The following is a 20,619-nucleotide window of genomic DNA, read 5'->3' as shown; positions in this document are numbered from 1 at the left end:
TGACAATAGTAGTGACAAACCAACTAATCATACTACTTAAGGGTGACATATCAATTCTGGTTTTTGATTTATTTTTAGATTTGCAAAATATTTTAGATGGTATAACATTAGATATTTTTTCAATATCAAATAATAAATCCACTATAACTAAATCATTTATCTGGGTTAGAGTTTGACTATTTTGGCTATGTATTGATAATTTAAATTTAATTATTGTTACTTTAATTTTTGAGGATAAATCATATTTTGAAAAAAGATGTTATGAAGTTACAAAATTTAAAGTATTTTGAAAAATTAATTGAGCTAAAAACTTATAGTAAAGTCGCAACCTTTTATGAAGTTTCACAACCATCAGTTTCACAAGGTATTAAACGTCTAGAAGAAGATATTGGGTCACCGATATTTATTCATTTAACGAATCCCGCAGGAGTTAAGTTGACTTCCTTGGGAGAAGAATTGCATAAACATGCAAAAGTGATAGTAGAGCAGATGGATTTGATTGATATAGCAATTAATAAATTAAATAACCCGAAAGTCAAAATTGGCATGCCACCTTTAATTAAATTGTTTTATTTTTCTAAATTAGTTTCTGAATTAGATAGTAGTTCGATAAGAATCAATCCTGTAGAGAATCCATCTTATAAACTATTGAAACAATTAAAAGATGGATCTATCCCACTTTCGCTTGTAGAATCAATATCCCCTTTACATGAAAATGAAATTCATTCTGAAGTAATAGGAAAAGATAAATTTAAGATTATTATTAGTAACAATAATCCTTTGGCAGCCAAAAGTTCGATTAATTTTAAAGAACTTGCTAATACTCCATTCATTGGTATGCCAAATCATACGCTTCAAAGGAAAGTATTTGAAAAATTAGAAAAAGATTATAATATTTATCCACCTATTGGATATTCTATTAACAATTTGTCATTGATAAAACAATTAGTTGCAAATGATGAAGGCTTTTCCTTGACAATTGGGAATTTGGGATTTGATAAAAGTAATCCCAAAACATCTTTTTTGGAACTAGAAGATAATGATTTGCCGGATTTATATGTATCATTAGCCTATCTGAAGATTCATAAATTAAATGCAATTGAAAAAAAGATAGTTAATGTGATTGTAAATAAACCTATATCATCACTATAAGTAAATCTTTTGTCCAAGTCAGCCTTTGACTATTGTGATTTTGAACTGATATTTTAAGGTTAATAAATGTTGCTTTAATTCTTAGGAGGAATAAGTATGTTAAGTAATAAGGGTAATGAACCAAGGAAATTGCATTTTAAGATGTATAAGGCTGGCAAAATTTGGCTTTTTTCCGCTATTGCAACCTTTTCTCTTGGAACAGGTTTACTTGTCGGAAACGACATCAATATTCATGCTAGTGATACTAGTACTACTAATGGGGAAAATCCTGAACAAGAATCTGAAAATCAAAATACAAACAATATCAAAACTAACGATATTGATAAAGTAAATGCAAATAGTCAAACTGCTGATAATAAACTAGATGTAAATAATGCTTCAGCAGAAAATGCTTCTATTAATAGTAACGAACAACAAAACAAGATTAATAACACTACTACCCCAAATAATGATGCTGATGCTACAAAATCAACGGCAACAGATAAGCAAGCAACTGATAACGATGTCAAAAATGAATCTAATACTGCACCAGTTCCTAATCAAAGTGAAACTGATGATTCTAAACAAACAACAAATGCTGATTTAGCTACAAGTAGTAATAATTCTACTTCTTTTTCTGTAGAAAAAGAAAACACAACAAATGACAAAAGTTCTACTTCAGAAAATGATATAAATCAATCTAATAATACTGTTGATGATAATGTTAAGCAAAGTAGTGTTACTGGTAACTTACAAAATAATAGTAAAGACAATTCTAAAACTACTAATTTAGAAAATGATGCAGCATTAATTAAGAATGATTTACCGACAGATAATAAAGAAAAATATCCTAATTCTAGTAATGATAAGGTTGCGAACACAGATGTGACAACTGATGATCAAAAGAACAAAAATGTTATTCTGGCAGCTCAAAATGATAATTTACCTAATGGAATAAATATTAGTAGTAATGAATTAGCTAAACCTCAAAATAATAATTTTAATCAGTTTGGAACGTTGAGCGTTATAACTAATGTTGTTGTAACTAATACAGATGCATATATTAATCCTGGTGATTAAATAAAATTTAACATTGCTAACAGTGAAGATCCCGGTAGTGATGATTTAATGAAGCAAGCAATAAATTGGAACGCAGTTTTAGTTACCGGTGGAAATGAATATGGACATTGGTCAGTAAATAAAAATGATGGTACTGCAGATTACATTTTTGACAAACAAATTTCACTTACTACTGGAAGTTTTTCATTTACTTTAAATGTACCCTTTCAATCTGCTTCAAACCAATGTGGGGTTAATTTTTCTGAAAGTTTTCAACAAAATAATAAAATTTACGAATTAAATAAATTTTATTATGGATATATTCCAGTACCTAATGACGTTTCTCCAAACCGAACTCAAGCTCCATCACTGCTTTCAGGATTAGATTATGCAAATGTTAGTCCTTATATGGGATCTTCTGCAGATAACCCTATTGGTGGAAATGGTTCTTTAACTATTTTTGATCCAAGTAAAGGTGACGAACCCAGTTGGTGTAATGTTATTTATCCGACTAATGGACTTCCATCATCTTCTTTTAATACGTTAACTGGGAGAACATGGACTGTTGAGGTTAAAGGTTCTGGGGCTTCTTTTGATATGAATGGGCTTCGATTTGGTCTTCCCCAATCCGATTCTCCATACGCTCTGAGCTGGGCAGGTTCAGCTTCTGGAAAATGGATTACATTAGATGAATTAAATCAGTTGTTACCAGGAATTAAAGTTAATTTAAATCAAATTAATAACAATGATGCTAAGTTAAGTATTATTTTTCCAAATGGACCTGCTATTCAATATATGCAATTTACTGGAAACTTTATTGCACCAAATGTTGCCGAAACTTATAGTGTTAATTTTGGATATCATGATGATCAAAAGACAGATTCTAATAATTCTATTGATGAATCGTTTAGCTACGAAAATAATAATCATCATGGTTTTTTTCCAACCATCAATGCTACTGATAAAAAGATTAATGTCAGTGAATTTGATATTAATGATTTATCAAACTTCCTGATGGACGGAGTAAGTGTTAATGATGTTCAAGATGGTTATGATAAAGATAAAATTGAAATTTCTAACGATAGTTCATTAAAAAATGCACTTGTTAATCATCAAACTGGAACCTACACAGTTACGTATAAAACTACTAATTCTAAAAATTTAACCTCATACAAAACTATTAATGTGGTTGTTTATAAAGATGAAGTGGTTACTGATCAAATTACAAATACGTATACTGTTCATTATGAATACGATAATGGGAACTTAATTCCTGGATTAGCTGACAGAGTAGTAACCGCTCATTTTACTAGAACTGGTGGTAGAGACCCATTAACAGGTCAGGTTAAATGGAATAGCTGGACTACTAATGACAATATTGATGTTGATATTAAGAGCCCGCAATTAACTGGCTACACTCCTGATCATAAAACAGTTATTGGGAAAATAATTGCTGGTAAAAATCAGGAATTTAAGGTTAAATACTTTGCTGATAATGAATCATTACAAATTAATTATGTTGATGAACAAGGGAAACAATTAGCCACTAGTGATAATTTAACTGGTAAATATGGCGATCATTACCAAACTGTTCCTAAAGATATTATTGGTTATCATTTGATTAAAACCGAAGGTGAACCTAATGGAAGTTATACAGATGGTAAACAATCAGTAACTTATGTTTATGCTAAAGATGACGAACAAGTTACAGTTCATTATGTTGACGAAAGTGGTAAATCATTAGCAAATAATAAAATTATTACTGGAAAATATGGTGATACTTATCAAACAAATGCTAAAAGTATTACTGGTTACCATTTAATTAGAACTGAAGGAAATGCTAGTGGTAAATATACTATTGATACTCCTGATGTAACATACGTATATGCACCTGACGAAGTTACTATGACTATTAATTATGTTGATGAACATAATGATAATCAAATCCTTAAAACAGAAACAATTACTGGTGTTTATGGTTCAAATTATAGTTTAACTCCTGAATATCAAATTGAAGATCATAAGTACACATATGGTGGAGAATCACCGGTTACTGGAATTTTTACTAAAAATGGAATTATTAACTTGCCTTACTATCAAACCCCAACTGGAGTGGTTAATGTACAGTATGAACAAGTAGACAATAATGGAGATCCGATGGGAATTTTTATCTTACCTCCAGCTACCATGAGCGGATATATTGGGTCTAATTATGACATTTTGATACAACAAGTTAAGAACTATAACTATCTTAGATCATCTAATAATCTAACCGGTACTTATGGATACAATCCCCAGTGGATTACATTATTCTATCAATATGTAAATCCATATACTAAGGGAGTTGTCAATGTTCATTATGTAGATGAAAATGGTAATCCTATTCGAAGTAATACTTCTATGAGTGGGAAGATTGGCTCTAATTATGAGATTACCCCTATTGATATCCCTGGATATACTTTTGAGAAAACAGAAGGTAATTTAACTGGTCAATTTACCCCAGTGGCTCAAAACGTCACTTTGGTTTATAAGAATAATGCACCTGTTGGTAATGGCGTAGTAAACGTAAACTACGTTGATGAAAATGGTAATCAAATTGCTGAACCTATAACTAACAGTGGTTCTTTTGGCAGTAAATTTAAAGTAAGTCCAATTAACATTACGGGTTATACTTACGTAAAAACAGAAGGTAATCCTACAGGGATTTATGGACAAGATGCTCAAACAGTAACTTTTGTTTATCAAAAAAATACTCCTGTAACTAACGGAATTGTTAACATTAATTATGTAGATGAGAATGGAAATATGATTGCCAACTCCACAAGTCTAACTGGAATCCTCGGAACCGCTTATCAAATTACTCCCAAACAGCTTGACGGATATACTTATGTAAAATCAGAAGGTGATTTAGCAGGACAATATACGGATACAGCTCAAAATATTACATTGGTTTATCAGTCCAAGACTATTCCAGTGACAAATGGAACTGTCACCGTCAAATATGTTGACGAACAAGGTAATGAGATTAAAACGATGCAGACCTTAACTGGTAAAATTGGCAATTATTACAATATTAATCCAGTTGAAATTACTGGTTATACCTATGAAAAAACTAATGGAAATCTCACTGGTCAATATACTAAGAATAATCAAATAATAACTTTGATTTACAAAAAAGATGTAGTTTCAACTGTTACCATTACTTATGTCGATCAAAATGGTGACCAATTAGCTCCTGAAAAAAAGGTTCATGGGAAAGTTGCTAGTAAATATAACATTGCTAGCCCGATAATTGCAGGTTATAACACCAATCAAACCATGGTTAGCGGTGAATTTATGGCAGAAAACCAGAATATCCAAGTCGTTTACAATAAACTGGATAAACCGGTAGTACCTCCAACTGATAACAATGGGAATAGTTCACAAACTCCTTATGAACCTACCAATCCAACCAATAATGACGAACATGGTTCGCAGACTCCCTTTGAACCAAAGACCTCGACTGATAGTAAAGGAACTAGTACTTCAACTAAAACTCATAATCAAACTAGTGAAGTAGCGCCTGAAACTACAGAAACTGATGGAAATACGCATCACGTTCTTTCATCGGTCCATGATGGTCAAGATAATAAAACTGTAACTACTAGTAATAATAATTTACCAGAGACTGTAACTGAAACAGCATCTCATAAAACTAATAAAGCAACTACTTTACCACAAACTGGGCAAAGCAAAGATAATCGTTTATTAAGTATAATTGGTGCATTCTTACTTTCAGTTTTCGGAATCTTGGGATTAAATGGTTTCAAAAAGAAAAAGGAAGATTAATGTGAATTAATAATAAAAGCGTTTCGTGATCTCTAATGATTATGGAACGCTTTTAATTATTTTACCTTTATATAATTGAGTATTGTTATTTAACTAAATTATCATTTAATTTATCAACTATATACGTTTAGATTTTTGTTGCATTTGCAACCTGATTTAATTTAAAATGAATCGAAGAGGTGATAAAAGGTGGAACAACTTGAAGTTAAACAAATTTCATTAGTACAATTATCTGAATTACAAAAAATTAGCCGACTTACTTTTGCAGACACATTTGGTGCCGCAAATACGGAAACTGATTTGAAAAAATATCTTGATGAAGCATATAGTAATCAAAAATTAACTAAGGAATTAAATAATCCCGAGACATTTTTCTATTTTGGATACATTGATCATCAATTAGCTGGCTATTTAAAACTAAACGTTGGCAAGGCACAAAGCGATAAAGTTAGTAATAATAGTTTAGAAGTAGAAAGAATCTATATTTTGCCCGCTTTTAAACGACATGGATTAGGTAAAAAATTGATTGAAGTTGCGGAATCAATTGCTAAACAAAAACATAAAGATAATCTTTGGTTGGGAGTTTGGGAAGGCAATCCAAAAGCAATTGCTTTTTATCAAGCTCAAGGTTTTGAACGTATCGGTCAACATACATTTGTGGTCGGTGATGATCCGCAAACTGATTATTTAATGGAAAAGAGTATTAAATAAGATGGCAGAAGTTGATATTTTAAAACTAATTACTGAGATTGAACATGGTTTATCATCAATTGCTAATAAAGAATTTAAAACGATTGGTTTAACTAAAGGTAAATTTCAGTATGTTAATCGGATTGCAGAAAATCCAGGCATCACTCAGGCAGAATTGACGGAATTATTAAAAGTTGACAAAACTACTGCATCACGTGCTATGCAAAAGCTGCTTGATGAACAATTAATCGTCGGTAAATTTACTGAGAATAATAAACGACAAAAGCAGTTTAATTTGACTAAAAAAGGGGAACAGGCAGCGAACTTTATTGCACGTGAAAATGAATATTCAACTCAGCAAGTTCTATCCGGATTATCGAAAACAGAACGAGCACAACTTCAAAAATTATTGACTAAAGTTGCAAAAAATACTGATAGTGAATGGGGGAAAGTGAAAAAAGGATTTAAACGCAAGTATTAAAAAAGCCCTAGAGTACGTTAACTTGTACTCTAGGGCTTTTCTATTCAGTCACATTTTGATTAGCTTCAGTGACAGAAATGGCAATATATTTATTTTTACGTTTGGTAATAAAATAAACATATGAACCAATTGCATAACGACCTAATCGATCAGGACCAGTGACAATAGCGCGACTGACCTTATCATTGATCTCGATTACATCATTACCAATAACGTTAGCAATAATCTGACCGCGATCATTTCGAATGCCAATCTTAACCATACCGATACTCTTACTCTTATAAAACGGTTCTTCAATCGTCATGAGAGTTACCTCCTTCTAATGTAGTTTTCAAAGAACATGCTAAACAATTTAGCAGTTTAATTATAACATTACTAATCTAAATAATTGTTGAAACTGGCTTTAATAATTAGCTTTATTTTTCAACTTTTAACTTGTGCACAATTCTGCTATACTTAAAAAAACGATTATTGATATAAAACGGAAACAAAATGTTAATATTTTGGAGGAAACTATATTGAATAATAGTAAATATGCTTTTAAACCTATCCCGGATAGCGAACGAAATATGACTTATTGGGATATGTTTGCTACTTGGTTTGGTGCCAATGCTAATAACGGAACGTGGTTTATTGGTGGAGTGATTGCTGCTTGTGGTTTGATTGGCGGACTTGGTGCTACTTTAGTTGGGGGACTGGTTGCTTATATTTTCTTAAGCATGATGGGATATGCTGGTTACGAAACTGGTGCATCAACCACCGTCCTTTCTCGTGGATCATTTGGGATTCGTGGTAGTATTATTCCCACGTTGATTAATATCACGTTATTTTTAGGTTGGACGGCAGTTAATACTTTTATTGCTGCTACTTCCTTGGCATTCATTTTCCATAGTTTTTTTGGATGGGCATTGTTTGGTCATCCTGGTGGTAACTTTGGGATTATTGTCGGAATTTTAGTAATGAGCGTGTTACATATTTTTAGTATCATTGCGGGGCAACGATCAGTTCAGCTAGTAGAACGAATCGGAGTTATTTTAGTGATTATCTTTGTTGTTTTGGAAACAATTGTGGTTTTCAAAAACGTGTCATTATCTGACTTAGCACATTATCGTTTACCAGCTAATGAAAAGATGCCGTTTGGGGTCGGAGTTGATACGATTGCCGCCGCCAGTTTAGGCTGGGTCATGGGCGGGGCTGATTTTACTCGTTTTACCCGTAAAAAACATATCGCCATCAGTGCTCCTTACTGGGGTGCAATGTTAGGTCTCTTGAGTTTTACTCTGATTGGGATTTGTACCACGATTAGTGTTGCTATGACCTCTGGTGCTTATGATGCCAATAATTCTGATCCTAGTATTATTGCTAACAAATTAGGATTAGGGTTTATTGCTATGATTGTTATTGTTTTGACGAGTATGACTGCCAATGCCGTTAACATTCAAGCAGGAGCTTCAGCATTTAAAAATGTTTTTCATAAGGTGAGTTTTAATAATTCATTAATGATTATTACGATTTTATCAATGCTATTAACGTTAGTTCCTTTGATTAGTGGGAGTTTCTTAGCTTCTTTTATTGCATTTTTAGATTATACTGGCATGTTGTTAGGGCCTATCATTGCAATCATGATCGTTGATTACTTTATTTTGAACCGTAATCATTATACGGTAGCTGATTTATCTGATGGCAACGGTAAACTTTGGTATCATGATGGATTTAATTTAGTTGCATTAGCATCATTAATCATTGGAGTGATTTTCTATCTCTTGATTAAAAACTTAAATGTAATTAAAGATACAATTGGAGCAACCTTTATTACGATGGCAGTTGTTGCAATTATTTATTATCTTGGTAGTAAATTATTTGATAAAGCTGATAAGTAAGATTGTTATCTCCTGTTTGTATGTTATAATAAAGTTATAAAAATATTAAGTTGGGGTGCCACGAGCTGAGATTAAACCCATTGAACCTGATATAGTTAAAGCTATCGCAGGAAACTTATCCAATTTAGATAATTAACGATTGTGTTTTTCACAATTCTAAAATTGATTTTCTAAAGTACTCAGCTCATGGTTGGGTACTTTTTATTTTGGGAAATTATATTTTATTAGGGGAGAAAAACATGAAGAAATGGCTTGAGAGTTGGCATTTAAAAAATATTATTATGGTAACGCTGATTGGAGTTGCATGTGGATTAGTATTTTGGGTTATGGATCCGATTTATACTGCACTAACAGCTGTATTGACACCGTTAGGCTTAGCGCCATTTACCAATGCAATTTTGATCGGTTTTTGGACGATGGGCGGGCCATTGGCATTAATGATAATCCGTATTCCTGGATCTGGATTATTAGCTGAATTCTTTGGTGCGGTGGTAGAAATGCTTCTTGGTGGTATTTGGGGAGCTGCCACTTTAATTTCTGGATTGATTCAAGGATTTGGATCTGAACTAGGATTTGCCTTCACTGGTTATAAACAATATAACTGGTTTGGTATGACTTTATCGGTTATTACGACAACGGTGGTAACGTTTGGTTGGGAACTAATCAGACATGATTATGCTGGTTTCAGTCTTGGTATGATTACCGCATTGTTTGTGGTTAGTTTGATTTCTGTTTTTCTCTTTAGTGGAGTTTTAACCATGGCAATTGCTAAATTGTTAGAACGAACTCATTTGATTGAAAAATAAATTTTAAAAAATGACTTCTGATTTTTTCAGAAGTCATTTTTTGTTGGATTAAATTATGAATCAGCATGGGCTAGTTTAGCAGATACTGCTGCCACTAAAGCTCCAACTAAATCATCAATAAAGGTAGTGACATGTTGAGAGTCGTGATCTAATTTTCTGATGATTTCTGGTTTATTTAGATCAATTTCATTGAAATTAGTCATGCCGATGGTTCCATAGACCGTCGCAATCGGCAAAGCTAAGACTTCATCAACGCCAAACACACCAAGATCATGACGAATAATGCTCGCTAATGGTTCTCGTAGTTGATTCTGATTAGCCAAAGAGTCGATTTCTAATCCCATCATTGCATGATCTAATACCTCTCGTTTATGTAAAACAGTTTTAGTAATTTCATCGACAACTGTTATCGGAGGAACGTTACTGTATTGTTTTTGTAAATTATAGGCGAGTTGCGAGATAGTTCTAATGGTAATTCCATGATTTTTCAAAGAATTACAGACAAATTGATAGGCTGCCTGATCTGGATATTTATAGTTAGTCATTGATGTACCTCGTTTAAATTGTGAATGCTAAAATCTGGACAATTATCAAAATGCCAATAAAGATTATCAAATCCTTTTTACTAATGACGACTTTGGTAATGAAAGTACGCGGTCGATTTTCAACAAAACCTTGAGATTGCATAGCTTGCGATAAGTCTCCCGACCATTGTAAGGCAACTAAGAGTGCTTTGAAATATAAAGTTGGTTTCCAAGGATTTAATTGTTCACCTCGCATATTTCCATTGGCACGAATAATCTGAATTTCGTATTTTAAACGAGGAACTAAATTGATGGCCGCAAGTACTCCGTAGACAAATTTAGCGGGCACATGGAAGTCCTGTTCTAAGGCCTGGGCTAAGTTAACGATGTAGGTAGTGAGCGAGAAACTTAGTCCTAGGTAGACGTATGCATAAAGACGGGTGAAGAGAACTGCTCCCATATAAAGGCCATGGCTGCCATAGTATAGCTGGGACAGAAAGATCCCCACGGCTGGGACAAAAGCAATCAGACTAAAAATGGCAATCGTTTTAAAATGAACTCGGTGCCAGAAAAGGTAAATTAATGCTGCCATAATTAAAAATAAATTTAGCCAAATATTGGTTAAAAAAGAGATTTCAAATGCTATCATGAAAACTAATAATAACTTTAATGCTGGGTTCATCTTAGCTCCTCCTTATACTGCAATTTCTGATTGGCAAAGTTAACGTGATAATCAAAAAAACCATTAAATTGATAAATTTGATGACTAATTACGATTGCAGAACGACCGCGGTTTAGAAAGTTAGTTTGAATCAGATTTTGAACTTGTTTAACTGATGCAACATCTAAACCGGCAAATGGTTCGTCAAGCAGCATAATTTGTGGATCTCTGATTAACATTAATAGGATTTGTAATTTTTTCTTCTGGCCGCCGCTTAAACTATAAACTACCTGATCCATTTTATGATCTAAATTTAAGTCGACCAGTGCTTGTTTGATTTTTGCGTTCGTCCAAAAATCGCTTAACGAATTTTTTTGGGCCAATATTAATTCTTCTTGCATGGTAACTGTTAAAAATTGATCTGCGGCATTTTGAAATACAAGTACTACCTGTTCATAATATTTTTTATTTTTAATTTTTTGAATGTTTTTGTCAGCTAATGTGATGATTCCCTGATATTTTTTAAGTTTGCTAATAGAATAAAAAAGGGACGACTTGCCAATCCCACTTGCTCCTGTTAGAAGTGTGCAACCATTATGAAAAGCGAAATCTGTTGCTTTTAATAATGTAGTGGCAGGGGTCTTTAAGACATAATTTGTTAAAGAAATAATTTTTGGCTCAGTTTGCCTGGGAATAGCAAATGAAATTTGTGGTGAATGCGAATCGTTCAAGAGCGTGTTCATTTGTGATAGTGGTAATGCTGTAATTTGTTCTTCGTGGACTTGAAAAAGATTATCCACTAACCCTTCATAACCAGACAAATCATGATCAGAAATTACGATGGTTTTCTGTTGCTGGTTTTTTAATTGAACTAATTTGTTTAAAATGTCGCGTTTGGAAGTCAAATCAATACTAGCAAACGGCTCGTCTAACAAAATGATATCTGAGTTCATTGCGATTAGAGTGGCAAGTACTACTTTTTGTTTTTCGCCTCCTGAAAGTGTGATGATTTCACGATTTCGTAATTGTTCAATTTCACAAAAGGCGAGAGCTTCATCAGTGCGTTTTTGGATTTCAGACGAGGGCGTCTGAAGATTTTCGAGGGCAAAAATAATTTCTTCTTCGACTTTTTGCATGACAAATTGTTGATTTGGATCTTGAAACATCATACTAATTAATTTTGGCCGTTCTGTGTCTGAAATATTTTTGACATTAGTTGCACCAATTGTGATTTTTCCTTTAATTTCGCACTTTTGGTCTTCTGTCGCAGATAATCCAGCTGCTAAGGTTAATATGGTAGATTTTCCACATCCGGATGGACCAGTTAAAAGCGACAGCTTGTTACTTGGAAAAGTAACGTTAACATCTTTGAAAATTGGTTTCGGATTGGATGTAAACTTAAAATAAAAGTTTTTAACTCCAATGTTTGGCATCATAGCTTCCTCCAAATAAAAAGCCGTCTCCTAAAAAGGAAACGGCTAAGTTTTTTGTTGTAATTAGACAACTGAATGTCACTTTATTACCTACGCTAGCATTACCTAGATCAGGTTCAACGGGTATAATCTCAGCCGTTATTGGCACCCCAGCTATTTAATTATCTTTATTGTATCAAACAATGTTGCTTAGTGGTAAAAACGATAGCGATTAAGCAGCAAAAGTGACAAGATTGCAATTTTGTATAGCTAAAAACATTGTCCTAATCAGATTTAGTTAAAATTCATTTGTCAAATTCTTTAATTCTCAAGGATAATTAAAGAATACATTTAAAAGGAGACAGAAGATGAAAACAAAAGAAATTGCTTATTGCGGAATGATGGTTGCCATTATTGCCGTTTTAGGTTTAATTCCGCCAATTGCAGTCCCAATAATTCCAGTGCCAATCTCATTTCAAACGATGGGAATTATGTTGTCATGATGTTTATTAGGGAAAAAATTAGGCACTATTAGTGTAGTAATCTTTTTGTTATTGGTAGCAGTTGGGATGCCGATTTTAGCAGGATTTCGTGGTGGAATGGCTGTTTTTGCTGGTCCGACGGTTGGATTTTTAGTTAGTTGGCCATTTTGTACATATTTAATTGGTTCGTTAGTCCAATTAAATCATACTAAACATCAATTAATGGGTTATATAATTGCCAACTTAATTGGTGGTATGCTATTAATGAACTTGATGGGTGGAATTGGATTAACGCTAGTTACTCACATTTCGCTTGGAAAAGCATTGTGGTCTTGTTTGATTTTTTTCCCAGGTGATATTGTAAAGGCTGTGATTGTAGCCATAGTTGCTTGGCGAGTGAAGCAGCATCATTTTATAAAATTGTAAAAAAATAACCCTTAACTATAATTTTAATAGTTAGGGGTTATTTTAAATTAGATATCTAATTTTGGATCTTCAGCCTTATCATCAGTTGTTGGGGTAGTTTCTTCTTTAGTATCTTTTTTCTTAGGTTCATCCTTAGTTGCTTTTTCTGGTTCTTCGGTTTCAATACCGTAAGCAACTCGAACTTTATGAGTGATTTCTTCAACCATTTCAGGTTTTTCTTTTAAGTTGGCAACTGTTTTGTTAAGTCCTTGACCAAGACGTTCTTCGCCATATGAATACCATGATCCTGATTTATTCACGATATCTTTTTCAACGGCTAAGTTGACCATATCAGCAACCGGCTCAATCCCATGACCAAAACTCATTAAAGTTTGGACTACTTTAAATGGAGGAGCGACCTTATTTTTGGCCACTTTGATCTTGGTTTCTTTACCAACAACTTCTTGACCTTCTTTAGACTGTTTTCCACCACTAACTCGTAGACGAACACTTGAATAGAACTTCAAAGCCCGACCACCAGGGGTAGTTTCGGGACTACCAAACATTACACCGACTTTTTCACGTAGTTGATTAATGAAAATAACCACTGTATTGGTACGGTTAATGTTGGAAGTTAATTTTCGCAATGCTTGAGACATCAGACGGGCTTGTAAACCAACGTGAGAGTCACCAATATCTCCTTCAATTTCTGATTTTGGAACTAAAGCAGCAACCGAATCGACAACAATTAAATCAATTGCACCAGAACCGATTAAAGCATCTGCAATTTGAAGACCTTCTTCACCAGTTCCTGGTTGTGAAAGTAATAAGTCGTCGATATCAACACCTAATTCTTTGGCGTATTCAGGATCCATCGCGTTTTCAGCATCAATGTAGGCTGCAGTCCCGCCATTTTTTTGAATTTCAGCAACGGTTTGTAACGCAATCGTTGTTTTACCAGATGATTCAGCACCAAAAATTTCAACTACTCGACCACGAGGAAATCCGCCAATCCCTAACGCGATATCTAACGATAAAATCCCAGTTGAGATTGCTTCGACGTTAGTGGTAGGAGATTCACCCATTCGCATAATTGCTCCGGTACCAAATTCTTTTTTAATTTGTTTTAATGCTTTATCAAGCTCGACTTGACGAGCTTCTTTAGCACTTTTTTTAGAACTTGAGGCCATAAAAACACCTTTCTATTATCAAACATGAACATTTGTTCGGGTAACCAATATTATTCATTTTACCTTATTATTTACGTAAAACCAAGTAAAATAAATTAAATTTGTTTTTTAATTGTATATGGTTCGTTGTCATCATTATTTTTTTCAGCATGATCCTTCAAAAAAATGTCGTATGAATCATTATGCTTACCGTTTACGACAATTACATTTGCATCTTCAAGTTCGTTGTGCTTTTGACGATAAATCTTGGCACTTCGAACTGCCTCGTTATAATCTTGAAAGTTTCCTAATGAATTACCTGGGTTAAAAAATACCGTTTCAGTCATCATATTACCACCTTTCATCCTAATTATAACGTATTTAAAAGTTAATGTATCTTTATGAAATTTTTAATAGTATAATTTTAAAAAATGATTTAATGAAAATAGTTTTAGTTGGAGGTTTACGAAAAGATGGGAAAAATCTGGGAGCGAATTACCAGAAAAGAAAGTCCGCAAAGTCTGGAAGCTAAGGATGCCAGCTTAACCCCGCATATGACTGCTAAAGATTTGTTGGGATTGGGATTAGGGATGGTAGTTGGAACGGCGATTTTTACTTTGCCAGGGATTGTAGCAGCAGAACATGCTGGTCCAGCAGTCGCACTATCATTTATAATTGGGGCAATTGGAGCAGGTTTAGCAGCATTAGCGTATGCTGAAGCTGCTTCGGCTTTGCCGGTTGCTGGTTCCGCATTCTCCTGGATTAGCGTATTATTTGGCGAAGGATTTGGTTGGATTGCGGGTTGGCTAATGCTTGCAGAATATTTTTTAGCAATCAATTTTGTGGCATCTGGATGGTCAGCTTATGTACAAGGATTCTTAGGAGAATTTGGGTTTCACTTACCACCAATGCTTACTTCAGGATATAACCCCAAAACTGGTGGTTTTTTTGATATTTTTGCAGCTCTTTCCATTATTTTAGTCGGATTATTATTGAGTCGTAAGTTAAAGGGCGTTAATCGCCTGGAAAATATTTTGGTAATTTTAAAAGTAGCTGTAGTGTTGTTATTTATTATTGTTGGCTTTACTTCGATTAAATATTCTAATTATCATCCGTTTATTCCAGCTCATAAAACTGGAACTTCCTTTGGTGGATTAACTGGTATTTTAGCTGGAACGGCGCAGGTTTTTGTAGCTTATGGCGGGTTTGATGTAATCGCATCTAATACAGCTGAAACCAAAGATCCAGGGAAAAACATGCCGCGGGGAATTATCGGAACACTGGTTATTGGAAGTTTTTTATTTGTTGGAGTTTCGTTAGTGTTGGTTGGAATGTTCAAATATTCTGATTACGCTGGCAATGCTGAACCTTCAGCTTGGGCATTGCGAAAAGCAGGCCATTTTATTACTGCTAATATGTTAGCAGTAGTGGCGATTGTGGGAATGTTTGCTTCGCTAATTGGAACTCAAATGGCCAGCTCTCGTTTGATTTATGCCTTTGGTAGAGATGGATTATTGCCTAAAAAGTTGGGCAAGGTTAACCATCGTCATATTCCAGGAAATGCTTTGTTATTAGTAACAGTGGCTGCCGTGTTAGTTGGATCAATGCTGCCATTTACTTTCTTAGCAAACCTAGTTTCAGCAGGAACTTTAATTTTCTTTATGTTTGTTTCATTAGGAATTTACGCTTTGCGTCCTAGGGAAGGGAAAGACATTCCAGTACCTAAATTTAGAATGCCATTCTATCCAATTTTACCAGCTATTTCTGCCTTGTTTTCTTTTGTGATCTTCTTAGAGTTGAGCAATGACGCAAAATTTTTGACTTTGATTTGGGCCTTAATCGGAGTGCTTATTTATGTATTTTATGGGATGAAACATTCTAGTATTGCAACTAAAACAATAAAGTAGAAAAGGTGATTGGGTTGAATGGGGAATTAACTGCAAAAACAGGAATTAAAGATACGATTCCGACTTTATCTGGTTATATTGGAGTTGGGTTGGCTTTTGGGATTGTAGCCAAAGCTGCCGGCTTAAATGTGGTTATGATTATTTTGATGTCGGCAATTACCTATTCAGGAGCAGCCCAGTTTGTGATTGTTAGCATGCTGGTAGCAGGTAGTTCCTTTTTTGCGATTATTTTATCGGTGTTTTTATTGTCAGCTCGCATGCTGTTAATGGGGATGACTGTAGCTCCCTATATGAAAAAAGAATCAATGCTAAAAAATATAATTATTGGTTCGTTACTGACGGATGAAACTTTTGCACTAAGTATGAATAAGTTAAATGCCACTGGACGAGTTTTGTCATTTAAATGGTTAAACTCAGCAAATTTGATTGCCTATTTAACTTGGGTGATTTCATCGGGAATTGGTGGTGCTTTAGGTGGACTGATTCCTAATCCCAATCTGTTTGGATTGGATTTTGCTTTTTTGGCGATGTTTATTGGATTGCTGTATTTACAAGTGATTGCTGACAAAACTATGAAATTTAAATTGCAGCTAGCGGTGATTGTGATTACTTTGGGGTTGACTTATGTGGGATTGATTTTTATCCCAAGCAATTTATTGTTGATCGTTGTAACTTTAGCTGGAGGCGGATTTGGAGTGTTTATAAAAGATGCCTTCTTTTAAATTTATATTACTTGTTATTATTGGATGCGGGTTAGTAACATGGATATTAAGGGTAATTCCGTTTGTGTTATTAAAGAAGTTTGAGTTGCCGCGTTCATTTGTGCAATTTCTTAGTTTTGTGCCAATCGTTATTATGGCAGCGTTATGGTTTAATGGATTATTTGTGCAGCATCTAGGTCATTTGCCAACTATTAACTTTCCTAATTTGTTAGCCTCAATTCCGACCGCTATTGCAGCTGTTATTAGTAAAAATTTATTGGTAATTGTGGCAGTTGGAATTGTTTCCTTAGCCTTAATCAGAATATTAATTTAAAAAAAGACCGAAGCGAGTGGCTTCGGTCTTTTTTATAAGAAGTAAATTAAAATAAGGATTAAGCAGAACATAATAGTCAGTGCGATAAAACGTTTTGATAAAATGGTATGTTGCTCGTGATAAGTCCAAAACATACATGCCAAAGTTATCACTAACGCTGCTACTGACATAATTAGTAATTTTGTTAAGACTGCCTGATTACCCATTTTAAATCTCCTCTATTATTGAAGTTCAATTTGATATGCGTAACGATCATCATCTTCAGCTTTGGTACGAATGATTCCTCGTCTAGTAAATCCACTAGCTAAGATGATATGTTGCATTCCTTCGTTTTTAGGATGGGTATCAATTCTGACATCTTTAAATCCTAATAAGTCTGAAATGGTTAATAAACCGCTAATTAATTTATATGCAAGTCCTTGACCACGATATTCATGTGATACAGAAACACGATGAATGGCAGAATAATGAGCTTCAGAGCCGTTTTTCCATTCTCCTTCTTCCATTTCAAGATAATCAGGATCGATACCAAGATGAAGGGTAGCTGACCCAGCTACTTTTCCATCGATATCAAGAACATAACTGATGCCATTATCAATATCTCTTTTTATATCGGCTTGGGAAGGATATGTTCCTTGCCATTGATTAATTCCCTGTTCCTTTAGGAAACCTCTTCCTGCATTGATAATTTTTGAGATTGCTGGTAAATCTTTTTCAGTTGATTTTCGAACATAAGTACAAGTCATAATAAAACACATCCTCACTGTTTGGTTTAACGAATTTCAATTATAAAGAACTACGGTAAAATTTACAACTAACAATAGTTATTTCAAATGGATGCTCATTGCCATTGCCATTCCTCCACCAATACATAATGTGGCTAAACCACTTTTTTGTTTGGTCCGTCTTAAATTATTAATGAGGGTGATTAAAATTCGAGATCCTGAATCTCCAAGCGGATGTCCCATTGCAATTGCTCCGCCAGTAATATTTAATTTATCATCAGGAATGTTTAAATCACGTGATACAGCAATACTTTGAGAAGCAAAAGCCTCATTTAGTTCGAACAAATCAAAATCTGAAATAGTTTTATTTTGTTTTTGCAATAATTTGTTTACAGCGTAGTAGGGTGCATATCCCATAATTTTTGGATCGCATCCGGCTTCAGCATATTCATCAATAATTGCTAAAGGTTTAATTCCCAGCTTCTCTGCTTTACTTTCTTTCATTAAAATAAGAGCAGATGCACCGTCATTTAAGCTAGCAGCATTTCCAGCTGTAACAGTTCCTGCTTTTTTAAAGGCAGGATTTAATTTGCTAAGCTGCTCTAGATTTGTATCAGGACGGACTGTTTCATCTTGAGTATAAGTAATTGTTTCTTTTTTACCATTAATTGTGATGGGAATCATTTCGTCATTTAAGTAATCATTTTTGATAGCTTCGGCGGCTTTTTGATGTGATGCTAATGAAAAGTTATCTTGGTCTGCTCGAGAAATATTGAATTTTTCTGCAACATTTTCGGCTGTAATGCCCATTGGTTCATTGGTTTTGGCATCATTGAGGCCATCAGTTTCGATACTATCTTCCATAGTAAATGCACCAAATTTATGACCTGCTCTAGTTTTAGGATTTAGGTAGGGAGCATTTGACATGCTTTCGGTTCCTCCCACAATTACTACCTCAGCGTCACCATTCAAGATTGCAGTTTGACCCATGCGAACGGCTTTCATACCAGATCCACATACTTGGTTAATGGTACACGCAGTACTTGTAGCTGGAATTCCAGCATTTAGTTCAATTTGGCGTGCTATATTTTGACCGCCGCCGGCTTGAATGACATTGCCAAAAATCACTTGATCAATTGCAGATGGATCAAGATTAGCTGCCGCTAGAGTTGCTTTAACTGCGATGGTTCCTAATTCTACAGATGATAAACCTTTTAAATTACCGTTAATTTTTCCAATGGGAGTACGTTTGGCACTTATGATTGCAATTTTTTCCAATGATTATTACACTCCTTGTGTTGATTTATGTTTACATTATACCTGTAATGTTTTTGATAGTATAATAATGGGAACGAAAGGATGATAGAAATGGATAAAGAAAAACAAGTACAACAAGTTGGAGCAATGATTGATAAATGGCTGGATGATATTGATTCTGAAAATGATGTGAAAAGATTAGATTCGGATCAAATTCGTGATATTGATGCGATAATAGATAGTTTTGTTGAAATTGCCATTGTTGGGTTGAATAAGCAACCTAATCAATGGAATGATGAAGTTGTTGGTGAAGTAATGTTTTCCCGCTTCCTACTATTATTAGAGGAAAATGAGAAAACTGCTAGCTTGTATGAATTAATTCCGTTTGCATTAAAAAAATTATTTGGTTATTTAGGTAAGCAGGGATTATTGCAAAATGCTTCTCATTTAATTGATTGGGTTAATATTAATTCTAAGGGATTAACATCATTGTATGATCCTAAATTTGATGCTTTTTATCGTGACTTAGCCGCTGCTATGCGTAGAGAAGGAATTAATACTCATGATAAAAAAGCTGTTGATGAGTTTACAAAATTATATTTAAAGCAACATCCAGATTTGGGAATTAATTTATACAGTGACAACAGCAAAAAAATAATTTTGACTTTTTTTGACCAAACTGTTGACATAGGAATTAACCGGGTGTATATTATTAATTGTCGCTTGAGGAATGGCATGTTTTTTATAATTAAATGTTGAAAATAAATTTTTTGAAATTAATTGTTAAAAATGTTTGACATTCTTTGATCAATGAGATATACTAATAATTGTTCGTTAGGGAATGACTACGAATGCTTTGACAAATTAATCTTTAAGTAATTGAGTTTTTTAAAATTAATTAAGCTAAATCGTTGACAATTATTTCTAAACGAGTTATTATAGTAATTGCACTGCAGAAGCAGTGCAAGAGTAGATCTTTGAAAACTGAACAAGATTTTGATTACAAAAGTGTAAGGTAATCTTTAAACTTAGTTTAAAGGTTAAAACATTATGCAAAGTCAATTTGCTTTAAGAAATAAAATAAATAAGAGCTAGTAAAGTTCTCATTTTTAAAATGAGAGTTTGATCCTGGCTCAGGACGAACGTTGGCGGCGTGCCTAATACATG

20 protein-coding genes, 1 pseudogene and 2 riboswitches are annotated in these 20,619 nt (G+C 33.9%); of the genes and pseudogenes, 13 read left to right on the top strand and 8 right to left on the bottom strand.

Features of this window, described 5'->3' with window-relative positions; translation table 11 throughout:
• Positions 1 to 246 precede the first annotated feature (246 nt).
• The 5 genes from BHU33_RS04965 to BHU33_RS04945 all read left to right on the top strand — a co-directional run bounded on the left by BHU33_RS04965 (position 247) and on the right by BHU33_RS04945 (position 7,189).
• A complete protein-coding gene (locus BHU33_RS04965; RefSeq protein ID WP_054646831.1) occupies positions 247 to 1,152 on the top strand; it encodes a LysR family transcriptional regulator in 906 nt (301 codons plus the stop codon).
• 96 nt (positions 1,153 to 1,248) lie between these two features.
• Entirely contained in the window at positions 1,249 to 2,211 is a 963-nt protein-coding gene (locus tag BHU33_RS04960; protein WP_054646830.1) for a KxYKxGKxW signal peptide domain-containing protein, read from the top strand.
• A gap of 48 nt (positions 2,212 to 2,259) precedes the next feature.
• Entirely contained in the window at positions 2,260 to 6,018 is a 3,759-nt protein-coding gene (locus BHU33_RS04955) for a MucBP domain-containing protein (protein WP_054646829.1), read from the top strand.
• A 189-nt stretch (positions 6,019 to 6,207) separates the two neighbouring features.
• Positions 6,208 to 6,729: a GNAT family N-acetyltransferase gene (locus BHU33_RS04950; RefSeq protein WP_054646828.1), complete on the top strand. Its 522-nt coding sequence runs from the start codon at positions 6,208 to 6,210 to the stop codon at positions 6,727 to 6,729.
• 1 nt (position 6,730) lies between these two features.
• The gene (locus tag BHU33_RS04945) at positions 6,731 to 7,189 is read left to right on the top strand and encodes a MarR family winged helix-turn-helix transcriptional regulator (RefSeq protein ID WP_054646827.1); all 459 of its coding nucleotides are present in this window, start codon (positions 6,731 to 6,733) and stop codon (positions 7,187 to 7,189) included.
• A 40-nt stretch (positions 7,190 to 7,229) separates the two neighbouring features.
• On the opposite strand, the gene BHU33_RS04940 is transcribed toward BHU33_RS04945, so the two are convergent.
• A complete protein-coding gene (locus BHU33_RS04940; RefSeq protein WP_054646826.1) occupies positions 7,230 to 7,493 on the bottom strand; it encodes a hypothetical protein in 264 nt (87 codons plus the stop codon).
• Positions 7,494 to 7,704: 211 nt separating this feature from the next.
• On the opposite strand from BHU33_RS04940, the gene BHU33_RS04935 reads away from it, so the two are divergent.
• Together BHU33_RS04935 and BHU33_RS04930 are read left to right on the top strand one after the other, a co-directional pair.
• Entirely contained in the window at positions 7,705 to 9,069 is a 1,365-nt protein-coding gene (locus BHU33_RS04935; protein WP_167550926.1) for a purine-cytosine permease family protein, read from the top strand.
• A 41-nt stretch (positions 9,070 to 9,110) separates the two neighbouring features.
• A riboswitch (TPP riboswitch) is annotated at positions 9,111 to 9,199 on the top strand.
• Positions 9,200 to 9,308: 109 nt separating this feature from the next.
• Entirely contained in the window at positions 9,309 to 9,875 is a 567-nt protein-coding gene (locus BHU33_RS04930) for an ECF transporter S component (RefSeq protein ID WP_054646825.1), read from the top strand.
• A gap of 53 nt (positions 9,876 to 9,928) precedes the next feature.
• Here the strand turns inward: BHU33_RS04930 and BHU33_RS04925 are convergent, their stop codons facing one another.
• From BHU33_RS04925 to BHU33_RS04915, 3 genes are read right to left on the bottom strand one after another with little or no spacing between them, the layout of a single operon-like run.
• The gene (locus BHU33_RS04925; RefSeq protein ID WP_054646824.1) at positions 9,929 to 10,420 is read right to left on the bottom strand and encodes a phosphatidylglycerophosphatase A family protein; all 492 of its coding nucleotides are present in this window, start codon (positions 10,418 to 10,420) and stop codon (positions 9,929 to 9,931) included.
• Between the two features lie 13 nt (positions 10,421 to 10,433).
• A complete protein-coding gene (locus BHU33_RS04920; protein WP_056997579.1) occupies positions 10,434 to 11,081 on the bottom strand; it encodes an energy-coupling factor transporter transmembrane component T family protein in 648 nt (215 codons plus the stop codon).
• Positions 11,078 to 12,496, bottom strand: coding sequence for an ATP-binding cassette domain-containing protein (locus BHU33_RS04915; RefSeq protein ID WP_225354791.1), 1,419 nt, complete (start codon positions 12,494 to 12,496; stop codon positions 11,078 to 11,080). The genes BHU33_RS04920 and BHU33_RS04915 overlap by 4 nt, the downstream gene beginning before the upstream one ends.
• Before the next feature lie 67 nt (positions 12,497 to 12,563).
• Positions 12,564 to 12,655: riboswitch (TPP riboswitch) on the bottom strand.
• Positions 12,656 to 12,840: 185 nt separating this feature from the next.
• Here BHU33_RS04915 and BHU33_RS07705 point away from each other — a divergent pair.
• Entirely contained in the window at positions 12,841 to 12,975 is a 135-nt protein-coding gene (locus tag BHU33_RS07705; protein WP_263850680.1) for a hypothetical protein, read from the top strand.
• 12 nt (positions 12,976 to 12,987) lie between these two features.
• Positions 12,988 to 13,380 (top strand): annotated as a pseudogene (locus tag BHU33_RS04910) (biotin transporter BioY); the annotation flags it as partial.
• Between the two features lie 47 nt (positions 13,381 to 13,427).
• Here BHU33_RS04910 and recA read toward each other — a convergent pair.
• Both recA and BHU33_RS04900 read right to left on the bottom strand, forming a co-directional pair.
• Complete coding sequence (gene recA / locus BHU33_RS04905; RefSeq protein WP_056997578.1) at positions 13,428 to 14,549, bottom strand: recombinase RecA; 1,122 nt, start codon at positions 14,547 to 14,549, stop codon at positions 13,428 to 13,430.
• A gap of 95 nt (positions 14,550 to 14,644) precedes the next feature.
• Positions 14,645 to 14,875, bottom strand: coding sequence for a hypothetical protein (locus tag BHU33_RS04900; RefSeq protein WP_054646822.1), 231 nt, complete (start codon positions 14,873 to 14,875; stop codon positions 14,645 to 14,647).
• 126 nt (positions 14,876 to 15,001) lie between these two features.
• On the opposite strand from BHU33_RS04900, the gene BHU33_RS04895 reads away from it, so the two are divergent.
• Genes BHU33_RS04895 through BHU33_RS04885 form a run of 3 tightly spaced genes read left to right on the top strand, consistent with a single transcriptional unit; the run spans position 15,002 to position 17,470 of the window.
• Complete coding sequence (locus BHU33_RS04895; RefSeq protein ID WP_056997577.1) at positions 15,002 to 16,435, top strand: APC family permease; 1,434 nt, start codon at positions 15,002 to 15,004, stop codon at positions 16,433 to 16,435.
• A 14-nt stretch (positions 16,436 to 16,449) separates the two neighbouring features.
• Complete coding sequence (locus BHU33_RS04890; protein ID WP_054646821.1) at positions 16,450 to 17,157, top strand: AzlC family ABC transporter permease; 708 nt, start codon at positions 16,450 to 16,452, stop codon at positions 17,155 to 17,157.
• Positions 17,144 to 17,470: an AzlD domain-containing protein gene (locus BHU33_RS04885; RefSeq protein WP_054646820.1), complete on the top strand. Its 327-nt coding sequence runs from the start codon at positions 17,144 to 17,146 to the stop codon at positions 17,468 to 17,470. The genes BHU33_RS04890 and BHU33_RS04885 overlap by 14 nt, the downstream gene beginning before the upstream one ends.
• 221 nt (positions 17,471 to 17,691) lie before the next feature.
• Here BHU33_RS04885 and BHU33_RS04880 read toward each other — a convergent pair whose 3' ends face one another.
• Together BHU33_RS04880 and BHU33_RS04875 are read right to left on the bottom strand one after the other, a co-directional pair.
• Entirely contained in the window at positions 17,692 to 18,216 is a 525-nt protein-coding gene (locus tag BHU33_RS04880) for a GNAT family N-acetyltransferase (RefSeq protein WP_054646819.1), read from the bottom strand.
• 78 nt (positions 18,217 to 18,294) lie between these two features.
• The gene (locus BHU33_RS04875) at positions 18,295 to 19,473 is read right to left on the bottom strand and encodes a thiolase family protein (protein WP_054646818.1); all 1,179 of its coding nucleotides are present in this window, start codon (positions 19,471 to 19,473) and stop codon (positions 18,295 to 18,297) included.
• Positions 19,474 to 19,563: 90 nt separating this feature from the next.
• On the opposite strand from BHU33_RS04875, the gene BHU33_RS04870 reads away from it, so the two are divergent.
• Positions 19,564 to 20,211 carry a hypothetical protein gene (locus BHU33_RS04870; protein ID WP_065866142.1) on the top strand — a complete coding sequence of 216 codons (648 nt, stop codon included), beginning with the start codon at positions 19,564 to 19,566 and terminating at the stop codon, positions 20,209 to 20,211.
• Positions 20,212 to 20,619 lie beyond the last annotated feature (408 nt).

It is taken from the genome of Fructilactobacillus lindneri DSM 20690 = JCM 11027 (genome assembly GCF_002907375.1).
Classification (GTDB): Bacteria; Bacillota; Bacilli; order Lactobacillales; family Lactobacillaceae; genus Fructilactobacillus; species Fructilactobacillus lindneri.
Note: the sequence above shows the minus strand (reverse complement) of the source record. Positions and strands in the feature narration are given on the sequence as shown.